At 43.8% G+C, this 18,933-nt stretch carries 14 protein-coding genes; 5 read left to right on the forward strand and 9 right to left on the reverse strand.

The features are described 5' to 3' along the window. Positions 1 to 4: 4 nt before the first annotated feature. From Q3W13_RS19070 to Q3W13_RS19080, 3 genes are all read right to left on the reverse strand, one after another. The gene (locus tag Q3W13_RS19070) at positions 5 to 1,537 is read right to left on the reverse strand and encodes a hypothetical protein (RefSeq protein ID WP_302866510.1); all 1,533 of its coding nucleotides are present in this window, start codon (positions 1,535 to 1,537) and stop codon (positions 5 to 7) included. A gap of 221 nt (positions 1,538 to 1,758) precedes the next feature. Continuing rightward, positions 1,759 to 1,905, reverse strand: coding sequence for a hypothetical protein (locus Q3W13_RS19075; protein WP_302866511.1), 147 nt, complete (start codon positions 1,903 to 1,905; stop codon positions 1,759 to 1,761). A gap of 1 nt (position 1,906) precedes the next feature. After that, on the reverse strand, positions 1,907 to 3,070 hold the full coding sequence (locus tag Q3W13_RS19080) for a DUF1624 domain-containing protein (protein WP_302866512.1): 1,164 nt from the start codon (positions 3,068 to 3,070) through the stop codon (positions 1,907 to 1,909). A gap of 283 nt (positions 3,071 to 3,353) precedes the next feature. On the opposite strand from Q3W13_RS19080, the gene Q3W13_RS19085 reads away from it, so the two are divergent. Beyond that, entirely contained in the window at positions 3,354 to 3,866 is a 513-nt protein-coding gene (locus Q3W13_RS19085; protein ID WP_302866513.1) for an SHOCT domain-containing protein, read from the forward strand. Between the two features lie 98 nt (positions 3,867 to 3,964). Here Q3W13_RS19085 and Q3W13_RS19090 read toward each other — a convergent pair whose 3' ends face one another. Further along, positions 3,965 to 5,881, reverse strand: a complete 1,917-nt coding sequence (locus Q3W13_RS19090) for an ATP-binding protein (protein ID WP_302866514.1) — start codon at positions 5,879 to 5,881, stop codon at positions 3,965 to 3,967. Between the two features lie 315 nt (positions 5,882 to 6,196). Between Q3W13_RS19090 and Q3W13_RS19095 the strand changes: the two genes are divergently transcribed. Continuing rightward, positions 6,197 to 6,889 (forward strand): toxin-antitoxin system YwqK family antitoxin, encoded by a 693-nt coding sequence (locus Q3W13_RS19095; RefSeq protein WP_302866515.1) that lies wholly within the window; start codon positions 6,197 to 6,199, stop codon positions 6,887 to 6,889. A 245-nt stretch (positions 6,890 to 7,134) separates the two neighbouring features. Here Q3W13_RS19095 and Q3W13_RS19100 read toward each other — a convergent pair whose 3' ends face one another. The 3 genes from Q3W13_RS19100 to Q3W13_RS19110 all read right to left on the reverse strand — a co-directional run bounded on the left by Q3W13_RS19100 (position 7,135) and on the right by Q3W13_RS19110 (position 11,745). Next, positions 7,135 to 8,826, reverse strand: coding sequence for a sodium/solute symporter (locus Q3W13_RS19100; RefSeq protein WP_302866516.1), 1,692 nt, complete (start codon positions 8,824 to 8,826; stop codon positions 7,135 to 7,137). A 44-nt stretch (positions 8,827 to 8,870) separates the two neighbouring features. Beyond that, positions 8,871 to 10,181, reverse strand: a complete 1,311-nt coding sequence (gene xylA / locus Q3W13_RS19105; RefSeq protein WP_302866517.1) for a xylose isomerase — start codon at positions 10,179 to 10,181, stop codon at positions 8,871 to 8,873. 85 nt (positions 10,182 to 10,266) lie between these two features. After that, entirely contained in the window at positions 10,267 to 11,745 is a 1,479-nt protein-coding gene (locus Q3W13_RS19110) for a xylulokinase (protein WP_302866518.1), read from the reverse strand. Between the two features lie 106 nt (positions 11,746 to 11,851). Here Q3W13_RS19110 and Q3W13_RS19115 point away from each other — a divergent pair, with 106 nt between their 5' ends. Continuing rightward, complete coding sequence (locus Q3W13_RS19115; protein ID WP_302866519.1) at positions 11,852 to 12,883, forward strand: LacI family DNA-binding transcriptional regulator; 1,032 nt, start codon at positions 11,852 to 11,854, stop codon at positions 12,881 to 12,883. 65 nt (positions 12,884 to 12,948) lie between these two features. Here Q3W13_RS19115 and Q3W13_RS19120 read toward each other — a convergent pair whose 3' ends face one another. Together Q3W13_RS19120 and Q3W13_RS19125 are read right to left on the reverse strand one after the other, a co-directional pair. Then, positions 12,949 to 13,446, reverse strand: coding sequence for a peptidylprolyl isomerase (locus Q3W13_RS19120; RefSeq protein ID WP_302866520.1), 498 nt, complete (start codon positions 13,444 to 13,446; stop codon positions 12,949 to 12,951). Positions 13,447 to 13,504: 58 nt separating this feature from the next. Continuing rightward, positions 13,505 to 15,508: a thioredoxin domain-containing protein gene (locus Q3W13_RS19125; RefSeq protein ID WP_302866521.1), complete on the reverse strand. Its 2,004-nt coding sequence runs from the start codon at positions 15,506 to 15,508 to the stop codon at positions 13,505 to 13,507. A 270-nt stretch (positions 15,509 to 15,778) separates the two neighbouring features. On the opposite strand from Q3W13_RS19125, the gene Q3W13_RS19130 reads away from it, so the two are divergent. Next, complete coding sequence (locus Q3W13_RS19130) at positions 15,779 to 18,310, forward strand: glycosyl hydrolase (protein ID WP_302866522.1); 2,532 nt, start codon at positions 15,779 to 15,781, stop codon at positions 18,308 to 18,310. A gap of 2 nt (positions 18,311 to 18,312) precedes the next feature. Next, positions 18,313 to 18,840 carry a DinB family protein gene (locus Q3W13_RS19135; protein WP_302866523.1) on the forward strand — a complete coding sequence of 176 codons (528 nt, stop codon included), beginning with the start codon at positions 18,313 to 18,315 and terminating at the stop codon, positions 18,838 to 18,840. Positions 18,841 to 18,933: the final 93 nt, after the last annotated feature.

The following is an 18,933-nucleotide window of genomic DNA, read 5'->3' on the forward strand; positions in this document are numbered from 1 at the left end:
GGTTTTAATTAGTTGCTGTTGGAAATACCGGGAATAATAAATTGGTGTTGCTTACAAAAGCCAGGTGTTTGCTGTCAGGCGACCACGATGGGGTGTTAATGGTACCCTGGCCGCCATACAAGTAAGCAATAACTCTTGATGGCCCCCCGCCAACCGGCATTATTCTTAAATAAACATGTTTATAAAAAGGATGGTCGCCGGGTGCAACTTCACTTTTCAGGAAGGTAATATATTCTATCCACTTACCGTCAGGCGAGATATGCGGAAACCAATTGTTATAATCATCGTTGGTCAACTGGGTTTGCTCGGTGCCATCGGCTTTCATGCGCCATATCTGCATCAAGCCGCTGCGTACCGAATTAAAATAAATGTATTTACCATCTGGGGAATATTCAGGGCCATCGTCAAGACCCGGCGTGTTGGTCAGCCGTTCTTCTGCGCCGCCGGCCGCGGGTATCCGGTAAACATCATATTCATTATTGCGCGATCCGCAAAACACCAGCCATTTACCATCGGGAGACCAGCCATGCATATATGACGGCCCGGTCACTGTAATTCTGCGTGGTTCGCCGCCCGTGGCTGGCACTACCCACCCTATCGAAGGACCACTTTTGTCCACACTGCTGCTGATAGTAATCCATTTCCCGTCGAATGACAATACGTGATCGTTATTATTGTTATTTACCGAGCCTGTGTTGAATACGGTTGGCGTGTTTGTTTTCAGGTCAAATTTATAGAGCAGACCTTCACTGTTATAAAGCAGGTGCCTACCATCCAGCATCCAATTTGGCGCCTGTAATGATTTCGGCGATTGATAGATAATAGTACTATTTTGAGTGGTAACATCCAGTATCTCGATATTGCTGCCAAGATATTGCTTGTAAGGGACCAGCGTTGCCGGTGCAGGCACAACAATCCTTGTATTCGTAAACACCCCTTTTTCGACTACATTCGCGTTGTGTGAGCAGATGAATATTCCCACATAAACATCATCTCCCAAATCGACATCACTTACAGCGTCCTCTGTAAATAGATCGCCTTTGCGTGCAACAGACATAATATATCTATTACCATGTCTTTCCAGTTGGATAACGTCAGCGTGGGTTACGGTTGATTTTTTTTCATCAGTTATGCCGCCTGTCTCTTTTCGGAATTGTAATGAAGTAAGGCCATCACCGTGTACAACAACGTTAACCTGTTTTGATGTAGAGTCAAGCGAAGAACGCACCATAAAGCCAACCTTGCGATGCTCTTCCACACCTTTGCCGATCAGGGCCGCATTGGTGCGCAATATAAAATCTCCCTTCATCTTCTTCCATACAAAATGAAAACCATCGGCTTTTGCCCAAATGTTGGACCCTGAGCCCGTCAGCGTATACTGCTGTAGTTTGGCATCATACGTACCAGTTCCTTTATGCTTTACCACGCCCACATCACTTTGTCCGTCGAAAATTCCAATTGATTGTGAAAGAGCATTCCGGCTAAAACAAACTATAACCACAAGGGTAATAGACAAAGAACATATCTTTTGTTTCATTTTGAACTTGGGGCTAAATAGGTGAGAAATTGGTTTACTAAGTTAAAAATCCATTTGCAAATGGTGTAATACTTTTTTAACAATAGTGAATTTTTGGGTGGTTTAGATAATATTGTTACAGAGGATAGTAACAATAGCCCTCAATTCAGGAGCATCCGCCGGGATGGTCTGCTTAAATTAGTATCTTAGTTACCCAACTTATTCATGAGCTCCGTGCTCTCTTATTCATGAGCTCCGTGCTCTTCCAATAAATCAGCCACCTTCTTATGCCCTTTTCTATTCGCGCGCACCAGCGGCTCATCACCGCCTATAACAGCTCGCAGGGCCGCAGTATTTTCATTTTCGGGAATTCGTTTTTGTGCGTTCATGTCAGATATATTTAAGCCATTTCTTTTCCGGGTGACTAGCTTTATATCCTGCGCATTGCCTGCATACTAAATATAATATCACTTCCAAAATAACGAAGACGAGGTACAACACAGGCAAGTTCCACCGCCCCGCATCAGGCAATTCTGTAAACGGTGCAGTGCTATACCATTCCTCGTGAGGATTGCCGGTTCTAATGATATTTACTATTAATGCAGCCAGGTGTATCAGTAGAATATGTAAGATGTAATAAAAAAACGGCACCCGCCCAAAAGTTATCAATACGCCCGCAAACCAGCCCTTTATTTTCTCAGCAAAAGGAATCAGGGCTATCAGCGGACCAAGCGTCATTAGCAGATAAAGCTGCGATGGCGGATACTTTTGTTGGCCTAACAGTCTGAAAAGGAATGGCATATTTCCTTTATATGCAGGGCCAAAATAAATAAGCAGCACACCGGCAACTACAAACAACGCGATAGCGGCAAGCCCCATCCGTATACAAAGCACTCGCTTTTTGGCCTGCTCAATCATTAAGAGCTGCCCGAATCCGTAGCCGGCCATCATTACGCCTACCCAGGGCACTACAACATATAAAATAGCTATGCCCGGCGGACCATCAAATCCTGACGAATAGATAAACTCCCAAATCCAGCTAAAATGTGCGCGCGACGACTCTGGTAGCAAATAAGGCACTCTGGCAAAAACCTGCTGAATAACGATCATCAACAGACCCGATATCCAAATAACCTTAAACGGCAGATGCACCAAGACCGACATTAGTACCATACACCAGCCCAGCATCCAAATAACGCCCGCCAGCATAAATTGTCCAAAATTGAGATTGAATGTCCAGAAAAGCCTGATTAAGGTCAATTCAAGCACTATCAGCAAAAGTCCGCGCGTAAGTAAAAAGCGTGAGAGCGCCCGTCTGTCGTTTATTTTTTTACCATATAAGAACGCGCTGGTACCTGCTAAAAACACGAACGCGGGCACACAAAAATGAGTAACCCATCGTGTAAAAAACAAAGGAGGCTCAGGGGAGCCTGAAGGCAGGCCTGAGTAAACGCGCACATGGTCGATGGCCATTAAAACCATTACCGCGCCGCGCAGCAGGTCGACGGATTGTACCCTTTTGCCCGGCGACAAGGATGAAATAGGATTTGTCATAATTTTAGGTTCTAACTCAGTGATATCCTTACTTCCAGGTAGTGTCTAACAAGTTATACGCCTCTAATTCGGCGTCCGCTGCGATTCTATTTATTAGAATATACATGATTAACTGTCCGAGTATTTATTTAGGGAAGACGCCCTAAAAATCAATTAGTTGCAAGCCACCATACTTTTTAATACCTGATGTGCCAGTCCTGTCTAAACATAATGTGGATTTTACTGTTAACAGATGAAATAATCGAAAAAGAAAACTTAGAGCCATAAACCTAAATATTTTATAATGAAAAAGCTGTTGATATTAATGATATATCTTATGCCATCCCTGTTGCTTGCTCAAAATTTGAAAGAATACAAAGCGGCTAATGGCAGGACTTACCATGTTGGCGATACACTCAAAATCGGCATGGGTTCCACATCCGATGGCAATTTTAAATATATACAAGTCACCCCTCCACCGTTTTTTCCGCCCAGGCCAAATGGCAACGGCATGAACGTCCGAAAAGATTTTTCGATGAGCACCGCTGTTATCCGGAAAATCAAAACCGCCTCACAGGTTACCGGTTCAGACAAAGTGGTTTTTACCGTAAAAGCGGGCGGAATTGGAACCTATGATGTGTGGATTGCCGAAGCGATTGCGGCTTGTGAGGTAACACCATGTGCAGGTTCAACTAGCACGGGGACGACAGGCGGCAGCGTTGCGGATGAAATTTTGAAGTTGAAAAAACTTTTAGATTCCGGCGCATTAACACAAGCGGAATTTAATGCGCAAAAAAAGAAATTACTTGGTGAATGACCGGGGAGTTGAAAAGGCCTTGCTAAGCGATCCACGCCATGCATTGAATATATCCTGTTGACCAATTTCTGTGTCGGCCTCTGTCTTATCGGACAATTTTATGCATAAGCGCCAACCAGCGGCAAGTTGAAATAAAATGTACTGCCTTTGCTAATGGCCGAAGAAACAGACAATTTTCCGCCATTCAGCTCCACTAGTTCTTTACATAACAGCAAGCCGATACCAGTGCCGCGCTCGCCAGATGTACCGGAGTTTGAAAAATGCGTATTTAATGAAAATAGCTTTTCGACTTCTTCGGGGCTCATGCCTTTACCGGTGTCGGTTACACTTACTATAATGGAATTGTCCTCCATTGCTGTGGAGAGAGTGATTCTGCCGCTATTATTTGTAAACTTAATGGCATTACTTATAAGATTGCGCAGTATAACTTTAATATGATTTTCATCGGCCAGCACCGATTGCCCGGGAAAGGCACTATTAATAAACTCAATATTTTTTTGCTGCAGGTGATGTGTAAAGGTTTGTTCCATTTCGACCCCTAACAGAAAAACATCAATATTGATTGAATTCACATTTTTGCCCTTAATTTGACTGCCGGCCCATTCCGTCAGGTTCGAAAGGGTTAATTCCGCGCCCTTAATAATCGGCCTTATTTCTCTCATCAGGTCACTAATTTCAGTCGCGCTAAGGTATTCATCGTTAAACAGTTCAATGATGTTGCTCATATTAGCAACCGGAGTACGGAGATCGTGACCAATAACAGCCAGCAGTTTATCCTTCAAACCATTGACAGATTGAAGATTGACAGTCTGTGCCTCTATCAGCACTTTTTGGTCCAGCAATGCCTTATGCTGCTGTTCAAGTTTAGTGCTGAGCAGTTTCTTTTGTTTGTAAAGGTACCAGGTGACAAATAATAGGGCGATCAAAACAACCAACGATGCAGAAAGAAATATTATCAGGTTGGTTTGAGCTTTTATTTTGGCTTTGTTCTCCCGGTCGCTTACTTCCATCAGTTTAATGCCACTTATCTTAGCACTGAGGTCATGATAATTTTCTATAAGCTTTGCAGTTTTTAGCTTTGATGCATTACTGATACTATCATTTAAAGAACTATACCTCTTTTGATAAGCAAGCGCTTGTTTTAAGTCGTTCTTTGCTTCGAAACTGCGGACGAGTGATTTAAATCCGTCTTTCTGGGCATCAATCAAACCGATACTATCGGCTAGCGCTATACCCTTTTGAGCGTAATTAATCGCTTCGTTATATTTATTCAAGCTATTATTTATAATTGCGTATTCAACATAAATTTTTGCCCGTAAGCGTTTATTGCCTATAACCCGGCTCATTTTTAAAGCAATATTATCGTAATAAAGTGCTTTTTTCAAATCGCCCTTACTTTTATATATGCCTGCGAGGCGCGCATTCAGTATAGCAATATCGCCGGTTGCTTTTATACCTGAATGCAGGGCCAACGCATGCAGGGCATCAGCTATAGCCTGCGGGTAGTTTTTAAGAGCACAATACACGTATGATTTTTCACTGAACACTTCAGCAAGCCTTCCAATGTCATTACCTGCAAGCCCAAGCGATTTATTTAAATTTATTAGCGCCCGGTTATAGTTGCCCAGATCGGCATAGGTACGGCCCAGGGCATTGAAACAGTCAGATAAGTATAAATTACTATGCTTTGGCAAGTTATTTAGCGCTGAATTGAGATAAAAAAGGCTGATAGTATAATAAGATTGCGACCAGTAAATAAGCCCTATATTGTAATAGCTGCGACCCTTACCCAATAAGTAATTGTTTTTTTCAGAAAGCAGCAGGGCCGCCTCGGCTAATCTGCGCGCCGAGTCGGGCGAGTTAAGGTAAATACGGTAAGCGGTGTTGTTTAAATTATCAATACGGGTAAATAACCGTTGCGTATTTATTGCAGCAGAATCACTGTAAGCAGCTTTTTGAGCTGCAAACAGTTTGACCGTGATGAGTAATGATAAGATTATAAAAAAACCTTTCATGCGTATTAATACGGCAGTAACACCCTAAAGTGTTTCGTTTTCAATGATTTTTAATTTATGAGATAAGATTAAGTTGCATAATGAGGCCTATATATTAGGTGAATGGTATTTAATAATCATGCACACACCTCAAGCCACAACTGCATGAGAAGCCCGGTTTAATGCAAGATTATTATCAGATAGCAGGCTAAAATTTGGCTGACGACATAGTTAATACTGATGGCAGAAAACAGGCTGGCCAGCTATCTATCATAACTAGCTTTTTTAGTTTTGATTTTGGCTATACATGCTTTATATTGCGCAAAACCTGATGTTTTGAAATCTGTCACTTTTTTATTTATTAGTCTTTTTTATATAACTGTTTGCTTTGGGCAAGATACCATTAACAAGCGCAAATGGCTGTCAAACGAGGTTTTGGAGCGATACAAGGTTGTTAAAGGTAACGAGGATGTTAGAGTCGGACCATACAAAGCTTATTACAAACGCAGGACGCTGGTGGCAGAGGGTAATTATAACAAGGGGCGAAAAACTGGCCTTTGGAATTTTTATGATGATGAGGGTAAACTGATGCAAAAATATGATTTCGATAAAACGGAATTTATTTATGAAGCGCCCTTGGACACAGATACCGATATAAGCTTTGCTTTCGATTCACAAATTAAAGCTGGCGACAGGCTTACCCGGCCCATTAAAATAGGCGGCAATTATTATGGGCTCATTCCCTACATAACGGCCTTCCGCCTGCCATTTGAAACAGAAGGCATAAATGTAGACTATATCGACGCCGTAGTTGAGCTCCTGATCAGTCCGGGAGGAAGGCTTGCCGACTACAAAGTACACCTGATCTCAAGGGTTTATAATTATAAGCAAACCTTCAACTTTGGGCTAGACTTTTTTAACGAAGAAGATAAGCAATTTTCTCCGGCAACCCTTAACCGTATCCCGATATTATCAAGAATTTTTATCCATTGTTCAGTTAACAATGATGGAAGTCTGGATTTCTATTAATTAATGGTTAATGATCCGATAACCGTTGCAGGCTGCAGCCTGTTCACCAGGTTTATCTGGCTGAATTGACAGCTTCTTGATGTTATTGCGGAATTGGTGATTTGAATGGCGATTATCGGGCAATGCTAGGACGGCCACTGGCAATCAGTTAACGCTTTTCAAAACCAGGTATAAAGAAATCCCTCAAATGAGAAAGAGCGTCGGAATAGTAAACCCGACGCTCTTTTTTGTTCTTAAATAACTTATTACCAGAAAAATGTATACAAAAACGTAAGAATAACGGCAACTACGATGGCGCCTATAGCAAAGCTTCTGTTAGTCTTAAACATATTTACATCAACTTCTAATCCGGTCGTCTTCACTCCCCGGGCATTTTCAATCATTGATATGACATACATACCAACAAGGCAAATAATGAAAACAAAACCCATCCTGTCAAGGAATGGAATTTCATAAACGCCATCGCCATTAAGCTTCGAAAAACCGAATGGCGACAACCATGAAAGATTCGTCCAGTAAGGCAGGAACTTAAATACTATCGCAAACCCTAAACCGCCTATGGTAGCGAATAGCGCAGCATTTGATGTCGCCTTCTTCCAGAAAAAACCTAAAATAAACATGGCAAATATACCCGGCGATACGAATCCTGTGTATTCCTGGATATACTGAAAGCCCTGCTTACCTTCGCCCATCAGCAAATCGCCGATTACAAATGAGAGCAAAACGCCCAATATCATAGAAACCACAACAGCAACTTTACCGGTATTAACCAGGTTTTTCTCAGACGCTCTGGTATTTATTGCTTTTTTGTAAATATCTAGTGTAAATATTGTAGCAATACTATTGGCTTTGCCCGCCAAAGAGGCCACAATTGCTGCTGTAAGGGCTGCAAATGATAATCCTTTCAGGTAGTTTGGCAACAAATTAAGTATAGATGGGTAGGCTTTATTCACATCTAAAACGCCCTTTGAACTTAGCATTTCCTGGTGAAACATACCCTTTTGATAAAGTACGTAAGCTGCTATACCCGGTAACACCACAATCACGGGCATTAGTAACTTAAGGAATGCCGCGAAAAGAATACCCGAACGGGCTGTTTTCAAATCAGCCCCCAGCGCCCTTTGTGTGATGTATTGGTTACATCCCCAGTAATTTAAGTTAGTAATCCACATACCGCCAATGAGCACCGACAGACCGGGCAGATCGAGGTAATTGGCGTTCCCTTTATGGAATATCATCTGGAAGTGGTCGCTGGCGTCAGCACGCAGCAACTTAAAACCATTCCAGAGGCCGGTTGTGCCGGATTTCTCGCTTATTAAATGGAGCGCGATATAAGTAGCAGCCAGGCCGCCCAGTACCAGGAAAAACACCTGTATTACATCGGTATAGCCGATAACCTTCATACCGCCCAGTGTGATAATTATTGAGAATACAGCTAACAAGAAGATTACAAGTTTCAGGTCAAGGCCCGAGATACCGGCGATTGCTACCCCCCCCAGGTAAAGGATTGACATAAGATTCACCACAATATAGAGCATCAACCAGAAAATGGCCATTATCATGGCCACGGTACCGTTATAGCGCTGGTGAAGGAACTGCGGCATAGTAGCTATCTTATTTTTAAGATAAACCGGAATAAAAAATACGGCTACAATAACCAATGTAGCCGCAGCCATCCACTCGTACGTACTGATAGCTAAACCCATTTTAAAGCCTGATCCGCTCATCCCAACCATCTGCTCCGCAGAAATATTTGAAGCGATTAAGGAGGCGCCAATAGCCCACCAGGTTAGTGAACCTTCAGCCAAAAAGTAACCTTTTGAAGTGCCATCGCTTTTATTTTTTCGCTTGTATACCCACCAGCCGTAAAGGGAAACAATTACAAAGTAGACAAGAAAAACGGCCCAGTCGCCGGAAGAAAGGGATTTCAAGCTCATAGTTTAGTTTAGTTAGTTTTATTTGTTGGTTTGACAATTATAAACTATATATATCTATTTATCAAATTTTCAAGATATTCTTGTTTGCCGCTTGTAACCGAAGGTTCGCCATGCTCAACTGCGTACGCCCGCAGAGCTTCAAGCGACAGCTTGCCCTCTTCAAATTCCTTACCTTTACCACTGTCGAATGATGCATAACGGTCTTTACGCAGCTTAAGGTATTCCGATTTTTGCAGGATATTGTCGGCGGTGATTAACGCACGGGCAAATGTATCCATACCACCAATGTGTGCGTAAAACAAATCGGCCGGATCTGTTGAGTTGCGGCGTATCTTAGCATCGAAGTTGATGCCACCGCCCTGAAAACCACCGGCTTCCAGTATTATCATCATAATTTCGGTTACCTCATTAATATCGTTCGGGAACTGATCGGTGTCCCAGCCGTTCTGGCTGTCGCCACGATTAGCATCTATCGAACCTAATAAGCCTGCGTCAGCTGCCACCTGCAGCTCATGCTGGAAAGTATGACCGGCCAAAGTGGCGTGGTTAACTTCGAGGTTCAGTTTAAAGTCGTTCATCAAATCGTATCTCTGTAAAAAGCCAAGTACGGTGGCGGCGTCATAATCATATTGATGCTTGGTTGGTTCGCATGGTTTAGGTTCAATGAAGAATGTCCCTTTAAAACCTTGTTTGCGGGCATAATCTTTGGCAGTGTGAAGAAATCTTGCCAAATGTTCCTGCTCACGTTTCATGTTTGTGTTCAAAAGGCTCATGTAGCCCTCACGTCCTCCCCAGAAAACATAGTTCTCGCCGCCAAGGGCTATGGTGGCGTCTAATGCCGCTTTTACCTGAGCGGCCGCATGTGTCAAAACATGAAAATCCGGATTGGTAGCAGCTCCATTCATATACCGGCGGTTGCTGAACAGGTTTGCCGTTCCCCAAAGCAGCTTAACGCCGGTGTCGGCTTGTTTTTGTTTAGCATAATCAACCAGCGCTTGCAAACGGCGTTCGTTTTCATTTACATCGTTCGTATAATCAACCACGTCTACATCATGAAAGCAATAATAATGAATACCCATTTTGGTAATAAATTCAAATGCAGCGTCCATTTTGTCTTTAGCGCGCTCAACAGCGTCCGCCTTTTTATTCCATGGGAATATATGAGTAGGTTCGCCAAATGGGTCGGCGCCGTTACCGCAGAATGAATGCCAGTAGGCGCAGGCAAAGCGCAGATGATCTTTCATTGATTTACCGGCAACTACTTTATTTTCATCATACCAGCGAAAAGCCAGCGGGTTATCTGATTGTAGTCCTTCGTATTTGACGTGGCCTATGCCTTTAAAAAATTCATTCATGATTTCACAGATTTTTAGTTTGATTTCACCGGCTCGTAAGGCTTACGGAATTTTTGAAACCTTGTAAGCCTTCGCAGCCAGTCTATTAGTTTGTTAATTGTCTCTCTAATAATTCTCTCCAATCCTGGTAGGCAGCTTCTAATTGCCGGCCCAATGGCTCTACTATTTGTATGGCATGCATGTGCTCAAATGCCTGCTGCGGCGATTTAAATATACCCGCCCCTATTCCTGCGCCTAAGGCTGCGCCAACACTACCGTCGTTTTTGTAAAGTTCTACGGTAGTACCGGTAATATCCACAAAAGTTTGGGTGAACAGCTCACTTAAAAACAAGTTGTTCTTCCCGGCGCGGATAATGGATGGGGTCATTCCGTTCCCACGCATAATATCTAATCCGTATCTGAAGGCAAAGGCGATACCCTCCTGTACGGCTCTTATAGTATGCGCCTGGGTGTGAATATTCAAATCAATATTATGAAAATGGGCTCCTATTATTTTGTTATTAAGCATACGTTCGGCGCCATTTCCGAATGGTAAAACGCGAAGCCCTTCGCTGCCGGCTGGCGCCTCCATAGCTTTGGCATTCATCTGCACGTAACTTTCTGATGCACTAAAAACTTGTTGTAGCCAACGGTACATGCTGCCGACGCCGTTTATACAAAGCAATACCCCTAAACGCGCTTGCTGCGGGGTATAATTTACATGGGCAAATGTATTTACCCGGGATTGATCGTCATAAGCCAATTGATCACTTACGCCGTAAATTACGCCGGAAGTGCCGGCAGTCGCAGCGACTTCTCCCGGGTTGAGCACATTCAAAGAAAGCGCGTTATTTGGCTGATCTCCTGCTTTATAAGTTACAGGCGTGCCGGGTTTTAAACCCAGTTTTTGCGCTATGCCAGTCTTTAAAATACCGTGTGAAGAAAAAACATCCTTTACTTCTGGAATAAGTTTTTCATCAAACCCGTAGTAACCCATCACATCTTTGGACAGCGTATGGGTTTGAAAATCATAAAACACACCTTCTGACAGCGCTGAAACAGAGGTAGTCGCTTCACCGGTAAACATCATGGCAATAAAATCCCCCGGCAACATCGCTTTGTCGATTTTGGCATAAATTTCAGGCTCATTTGCTTTCACCCAGGCCAGTTTTGACGCTGTAAAATTTCCGGGAGAATTAAGCAAATGTTGCAGGCATTGGTCCTGCCCTATCGCTTCAAACGCTTTATCCCCGATTTCTACAGCCCGGCTATCGCACCAGATAATACTATTGCGCAGTACATTTTGCTCCTTGTCAACTAAAACCAACCCGTGCATCTGGTAGGCAATGCCTATTGCCGCTATGTCAGCAGGATTATAACTGCCGGTCTGATTACAGCGGATAATCGCCTTCTGCGTATAGTCCCACCAGCTGCCTGGGGACTGCTCGGCCCAGCCGGGTTCTACAGCAATAATTGGCGCCTCTTCATCAGGGCATTGGGCCGAAGCAACTACTTTTTGTGTAGCAGCATCAACAACGGAGACCTTGACAGACGAAGTGCCTATATCTATACCTAATAACAGCATGGGTTAAAGCCTATAGTTTATAAATTGTTTGCGGCAACTAATCTAAATAATTTTTTCTATATGCAATCGATTGCACAAATTTATTTTGTCATCTTTACAGAGATTTATGAACAGTAAAAAGGGCGTCACCATTTACGACATAGCGCAGCAGTTGAAGATCACACCTTCGATGGTATCGCGTGCACTAAGCGGCAACGGTTATGTAAACGATGCTACCCGCCAGTTAGTGCGGGAAACTGCCGAGGCGCTTAATTATAAACGTAACACCGTTGCTTCGAACCTGCGTATGGGGCAAACCAAGACAATTGGCGTAATTGTACCGCGCATAAACCAAAATTTTTTTGCGAACGTAATCGCCGGTATAGAAAATATCGCCTACGAGAAGGGCTACAGCCTGATTATCTGTCAAAGTGACGAACAGAATGAAAAAGAGGTAAAATCAGTGAACACGCTGATCAACCAACGGGTGGAGTGTATCGTGATATCCGTATCTGCAGACAGTTATAATTACAAACACCTGCAAAACGTCATAGACCAGGGCATACAGCTGATACAATTTGACCGCGTTGCTGAGGATTTGGATACCCTTAAGGTCATAAATGACAATGAGCAAGCCTCGTTCGACGCAATTAGACATTTGATTGAGCAGGGCTATAAAAAAATTGCGCTGCTTGAAGGGCCGCAAAACCTGGCTATCTTCCGCCAACGTAAAAACGGATACCTAAGGGCACTGAAGCAACATGGCCTGCCGGTAAAAGATGATTACATTATTGAAAATGCCTGGACAAAAGAACTTGGCGCAGCCGCAACAAAAAAACTACTTGGCTTCAACGATGCGCCTGACGCAATATTTGCTTCTACCTCAGACTTCTCCGCACTCGGTGTGCTCGAGGTTGCTAATCAGCTTAATATAAAAGTCCCCTCGCAATTAGGTATTTGCGGTTATTCTAATGAGGCATTTACAGAGATTACCAGCCCGTCTATCACTACCGTAGACCAGTACAGCGTTGATATGGGTAAAACTGTTGCGAATTTATTTTTTGACAGAATAGAAGAACAGGCCGATGCCATAGCTGCCAAAACGGTAAGTATTAAACCGGAATTGATTATCAGAGGGTCGACTAGCCGAATGGTTTGAGCCGGTAATCCTGAGTCGAAAATGTATCGATACTTCCGACTCAAGACTATTGACTTATGACCCGATTAATGATGATGGTGTCCGTCCGGGCCGTGCGCGTGACCATGCGACAATTCCTCAGGAGTTGCCGGGCGGACATTAATAATGTTTCCTTTAAAATGCAGTTCCCGGCCAGCCATAGGGTGATTCAGATCAACGATAACGCCATCTTCTGCAATTGAAGCAACAACACCCTGGAAACGGTTGCCGTTGTTATCCTGCAAAGGTAATATACTGCCAATTTCGGGAATTCCTGATTCGTTAAACATTTCCCTGGGTAAATTTGCAACCGCCTCATCGTCATATTCACCATAAGCATCTTCAGCCGAGAGGCTGAAATCATAGCTATCTTCGGTCGACAATTCGCTCAGGTTTTCTTCGAATTTCGGAAGCATTTGTCCTGCGCCGTATAAAAATGTTAGCGGCTGTTCTTCGGTAGCGCTTTCTTGCAATACTTCCGAGCCATCCTGGTCAACATACAAGTCATATGTAAGCGATACCACGTGTTGAGGTTCAATTTTCATGATAAATGTGTTTTTATGATTTTTTGTTAATTACGCCGATTAGATCTTGCCATCGGTACTATTCTATCTGTTTTAATGCTTGTTCAGTGTCTGTTGCCGGCAGTCCGCAAGTTCTGTCTTTACATATATAGATTTGTGTTTCAGCGTCAAACTTTCCCTGCAGCAAAGGTAAACTTCCTTTTTTACCGCCCAACATTATTTTGTTCGGGATGTAGTTATTCTCAATTTCTCGTCGTTTGACCTCAAAATCGTTGCCGGTAATAGCGATTTCATAAGTTCCAAACACCTCTTCCATTAGCAGCATAGTCCAGTTTGAATAGCTGGATCCGTATCTGGCCATATGCGGCACAATGTTCCGCAGCATTTGCGCTGAAATTTGCGCGTAATTTTCATCGTCAAATAACAGGCCAAGTTTTTTAAGAATGCGCGCCATTACCGAGTTAGACGACGGAATTACGCCATCCATAATCTCCGGTTTGCGGGCTATAAGTTGTTCATCATCATTGGCAGTAAAGTAAAAAATACCGCCTTCTGCATTATAATAATGCTTTATTGCATTATCGGTTAAAGTTCTTGCATGCCTGAGCCAAAGTTCATCAAAGGTTACCTCGTACAAAGCGATAAACGCGTCTATGACATTCGCATAGTCATCCAGAAAGGCGACAGTCTGCGCAGTTTCGCCGGGATTGTAAACACGCGTCAGCCTGTCATTATTCCCTAAAAAACTATTCAACATGAAGCTCGCATTTTTTAGGGCAATGCCGAGGTATTCCGGCTTATTAAATACTCTGTAGGCGTCACAAAGCCCCTTCAGCATCAAGCCATTCCAGGAGGCGAGTATCTTATTATCCAATCCAGGGCGGATCCGGTAGGCCCGCACATTAAATATTTTTCGTCGTGCTGCCTTTATTTCTTTGATCAAATCATCAACCGATAGACCTAACTTTTCAGCCAGACTCTCGTCACTATCTTTCCTGAATAGAACGTTGGAGCTTTCTTCCTCCCAGTTACCTTTTTCGGTGATATTATAGTAGATACAGAAAAGTTCAGCTTCATTGCCTAAAATTTCCTCAATCTCAGCTTTGGTGAAAATATAAAATTTCCCTTCCTTACCGTCGCTGTCTGCATCAAGGGCAGAGTAAAAACCATAATCAGCAGACATCAGCTCACGCTTGCAGAAGTCAACTATCTCTCCAACCGTTTGTTCATATAGTTTATCTGGCTGCCAGGCGTAAGCCTCTGCATATAAGCTAATAAGTTGAGCATTATCGTACAACATCTTTTCAAAATGCGGTACATGCCAGTGATCATCTACCGAGTAACGGGCAAAACCGCCGCCAACATGGTCATAAATACCACCGAATGCCATTTTCTGTAAGGTTAATCTGGCAGCATCCGCTATTTCCCTATCTTTCATTAAATGTGCATAACGTACCAGGCATTGCCAGTTATTGGGCATCGGGAATTTTGGCGATGAACCGAGGCCACCCTCCCGTTTATCAAAATAACGGCTCCAGGCGTCTACAATAGTCTTTAAGTCCGCTTTGGTATATTCTTGTTTCTCTTTTACAAACGAAACAGACTCATATTGCTGAATTCCTTCAGTAAGGCGCGTTGCATATTCCTCGGCTTCTTCAGGTTTAGTATTATAAAAATCAGCCAGGCTGTATAATAAACTCGCCCAGTCCTGCTTGCGAAAATAAGTACCACCATAGATAGGCCGCTGGTCGGGCAGGCAAATGCAGTTAAGCGGCCACCCCCCCCTTCCGCTCATCAGCTGCACAGCGCTCATATAAATCTGGTCCACATCAGGCCGTTCTTCCCTGTCCACCTTAATGCACACAAAATATTCGTTCATTAAGGCGGCTATGCTTTCATCCTCGAAGCTTTCATGCTCCATTACGTGGCACCAATGGCAGGCCGAATAGCCGACGCTTACCAATATCAGTTTATTTTCGGTTTTGGCTTTTTGCAAGGCTTCAACTCCCCAGGGATACCAGTCGACCGGGTTATTGGCATGTTGCAAAAGGTACGGCGAAGTGGATTTGGCAAGTCGATTCATAGCAAATGTTTACACGCAAAGGTGCGAATATTACCGGGCTTTATTTGGAAAGCAACTGGGATCTGGAAAAGTTTTCGGAAAGTAACATTGAAGTCCTGATAATAGCGTGATTATTGCGCTTAAGCCCAATGAGCATGGTCAGATATTTTTATTTAAAGCCGTGATGAATTTTGCTTTTTTATGCGCACTGTAATTTTTTAGTTTGATAGCAGCCGGCATGCGGATTTCAATATTTAAATCATTAAATATGCAATAGTTAAACCCTTTCGCATGGCCGTATTAAAAAAGCGTGTTCCTTTGTCACCAATTCTAATTTTCGTTGTTTCAGTATCGTTCGCACAACAGGCAAAAAAAGCGCAGGTCAAACATGCCGTGTCGGCACTTGAGCAACTGTTCGTTAACCCGCCTGAATCGGCCAAACCTGGTGTTTTATGGATGTGGATGGGCGCCAATGTTAGTAAGGCAGGCATTACCAGGGACTTGGAAGCCTTAAAGGAAGAGGGATTTAACTCAACCACCACCATCAGCCTGGCCGATATTACCAATCCATGGGGTGCGCCGATTGAAAAAGATCCGACACCCGAAGTGATAGCATGGACCGAGCCATGGTGGAAGCTTATTGAACATGCAGCGCTTGAGTCCAAACGCCTGGGCATGAAAATGGGTATGTTCAACGGTGCCGGGTACGCTACCAGCGGCGGCACCTGGATTACACCGGATTTGTCGATGCAGCAATTGTGTTGGTCGCAAGAGCGGATAAACGGCGGCAAAGGGAAACAGCAAATAGAATTGAGCCGGCCAACGGTTAATCCTCGCGCGAATGCCCGTTTCCCCACTTACAACCCTAAAAACGGAAAAATCGAGCTACCGGAGATACCTGAGCGCAAAACCTATTATAAAGATATAGCTATTATTGCTATGCCCGCGCGAGATACAGTGTCAAAGAAAAACATCATCGAGCTGACGCCTTTGATGACACCGGCGGGAAAGCTGCAATGGGATGCGCCTCCGGGAGAGTGGGTAATTTATCGCTTCGGCCATACCCTGCTTGGCGAAAAAGGGCAGCCGGCGCAATGGCAGGCATCAGGCTTTGAATGCGATAAAATGAATCCAGAAGCCGTGTCTTTTCACGTTGACCATATAATAAACCAAATGAAAAGCCACCTGGGCGACCTGGTGGGCACTACAGTCGACCACATATATTTCGACAGCTACGAAGAAAACGATGCCACCTGGACGCCAAAGATGCGCGAAGAATTCGCCAGTCGCAGGGGATATGATATTTTGCCTTACCTGGCCACGTTTGCCGGCCGGACAATCGAGGGCCGTGAACAAACCGATCGCTTCAGGCAGGATTTTTACAATACAATTCAGGATTTATACCGCGACATTTACTTTACTATCATCGCAAAAAAACTAAAAGCCGCTAATCTGAAATTTCTGAGCGAAGCATACGGCGGTCCCTGGAAAGTTGATGAAGTTCTGCCGATGGTAACCAATGTTATGGGTGAATTCTGGACACACGACGGCACATTTGCTCCTTATGAGTTAGATGGCGTAATTGCCGGCCTGCGCAAGACCAACCAGAATATACTCGTGGCCGAGGCATTTACCGGGCAGCCTGCCGATAGCAAATGGACGGAAACACCCGCATTTTTAAAGCCGATTGGTGATGAGGCCTTTTGCGCCGGGGTAAATAAAATTTTGATACATCGTTTCGTGCACCAGCCCTGGGACAGTAAATACCTGCCCGGCGCTACCATGGGCCAATGGGGAACACATTTCGACCGCACGCAAACCTGGTGGAAACCGGCCAAAGCTTTTGTTTATTACCTGCGTCGTTGTTCTGCAGTGTTGCAATGGGGACGTTATGTGCCCAATACGCTTGATGATTTTAGTCTGAAACCCGGTAATATCAATATGGTGGTAAAATGTATCCATCGTAAAGAAAAGGGTACCGATCTTTATTTCGTAGCTAATACATCCCATTATCCAGGGAAGGCCATTTGTACATTTAATGTTTCGGGTATGCAGCCGGAATTATGGGATCCGGTGACCGGCCAAATGCGCGATCTGAAGGATTTCAGCGAAAATGGCGCCAAAACAACCATAGAGATAAACTTCGACGACGCACAAAGTTTCTTTATTGTGTTCCGTAAAAAACTTACCGGGCAGGGCCTGTTGCGCAAGCCGAATTTTGCCGCAGCGAAAACGGTAGCTGACATCGGCGGTCCGTGGACAGTAAAGTTTGATGCCGCCTGGGGCGGACCGCAAAATCCGGTTAAGTTTGACGTACTAAGCGATTGGGCCATAAATAGTAACAGAGGTATTAAATATTACAGCGGCACCGCTGTCTATACCAAATCATTTGAAATACCGAACACCGACCTGGCCAAATTGAACAGCATTGCTTACATTGATCTTGGCCAGGTTGACAATATTGCCAGGGTGTTTATAAATGATAAAGAAGCGGGAGTGATCTGGACTGCGCCCTGGAAAATAGCCATTCCATCATCTATACTTAAAACTACCAATGAACTGCGGATAGAGGTAACCAACACTTGGGCTAACCGCCTTATAGGTGATGAACAGGAACCACAGGATATGAAATGGGCCCCGGGTATGTACCTGTACAACAGCGGTGAGTATTTAAAAGAATTCCCGGACTGGTTTTTGAAGAATCAGCCACGGCCATCCAAAGGCAGGTATTGCTTTACCACCTGGAATTATTTCGACAGTCATTCCAAATTATCGCCATCAGGATTGCTGGGCCCGGTAAAGATCACAGAGGACGAGTATTAGCAATGAGTAAAGTGAATTCCAACTTTTATTTTGAGCGGTTTAACGATACCATACAACAGTGGATTGATAACGTTGATCATTACAGCCTTGCAATGCTGCTGCAAAAACCGGCAGATAAATCATGGTCGCTCGGGCAGGTTTATATGCATATCATTGATGATACGCACTATTTTGCTGAACAGATCAGGCTTGCCCTCAAAACAAATGACAATACTGATAAACCGATGCATGAAGATGCTATTATGATCTTTAAAAATGATGGCTTTCCTGATATTAAAATTGTTAATACTACAGCAGGTCAACCTCTTCAGCCATTTAATATAGCAGCTTTAAAAGATGACCTTAACACCATTAAGCAGGAAATAGCCGCGCTTTGTGCAGATCACAACCTGGATTCTGCTCAAGGCAAAACCCGCCACCCCGGCTTGCTTTATTTCAGTGCGCTTGATTGGCTCCGGTTTGCAGAAATGCATATGCGGCATCATTTACGCCAAAAGAAAAGGATAGACGAAGAACTGTTCCAAAAGTAGACCCCTAAAGCCTTAAAGGTTACAACCAATTCAATCCCGATAAGGATATTCAGAACCAACTATAACCAATCCAGGCAATATTCATTTAATCGT

The organism is Mucilaginibacter sp. L3T2-6 (assembly GCF_030519355.1).
In the GTDB taxonomy this organism is placed as follows: Bacteria; Bacteroidota; Bacteroidia; order Sphingobacteriales; family Sphingobacteriaceae; genus Mucilaginibacter.

Bases quoted from the DNA above. Each gene is read 5' to 3' on its own strand.
- Q3W13_RS19070 (WP_302866510.1), bottom strand. From the start codon at position 1,537: ATGAAACAAAAGATATGTTCTTTGTCTATTACCCTTGTGGTTATAGTT.
- Q3W13_RS19075 (WP_302866511.1), bottom strand. From the start codon at position 1,905: ATGAACGCACAAAAACGAATTCCCGAAAATGAAAATACTGCGGCCCTG.
- Q3W13_RS19080 (WP_302866512.1), bottom strand. From the start codon at position 3,070: ATGACAAATCCTATTTCATCCTTGTCGCCGGGCAAAAGGGTACAATCC.
- Q3W13_RS19085 (WP_302866513.1), top strand. From the start codon at position 3,354: ATGAAAAAGCTGTTGATATTAATGATATATCTTATGCCATCCCTGTTG.
- Q3W13_RS19090 (WP_302866514.1), bottom strand. From the start codon at position 5,881: ATGAAAGGTTTTTTTATAATCTTATCATTACTCATCACGGTCAAACTG.
- Q3W13_RS19100 (WP_302866516.1), bottom strand. From the start codon at position 8,826: ATGAGCTTGAAATCCCTTTCTTCCGGCGACTGGGCCGTTTTTCTTGTC.
- xylA (WP_302866517.1), bottom strand. From the start codon at position 10,181: ATGAATGAATTTTTTAAAGGCATAGGCCACGTCAAATACGAAGGACTA.
- Q3W13_RS19110 (WP_302866518.1), bottom strand. From the start codon at position 11,745: ATGCTGTTATTAGGTATAGATATAGGCACTTCGTCTGTCAAGGTCTCC.
- Q3W13_RS19115 (WP_302866519.1), top strand. From the start codon at position 11,852: ATGAACAGTAAAAAGGGCGTCACCATTTACGACATAGCGCAGCAGTTG.
- Q3W13_RS19120 (WP_302866520.1), bottom strand. From the start codon at position 13,446: ATGAAAATTGAACCTCAACACGTGGTATCGCTTACATATGACTTGTAT.
- Q3W13_RS19125 (WP_302866521.1), bottom strand. From the start codon at position 15,508: ATGAATCGACTTGCCAAATCCACTTCGCCGTACCTTTTGCAACATGCC.
- Q3W13_RS19130 (WP_302866522.1), top strand. From the start codon at position 15,779: ATGGCCGTATTAAAAAAGCGTGTTCCTTTGTCACCAATTCTAATTTTC.
- Q3W13_RS19135 (WP_302866523.1), top strand. From the start codon at position 18,313: ATGAGTAAAGTGAATTCCAACTTTTATTTTGAGCGGTTTAACGATACC.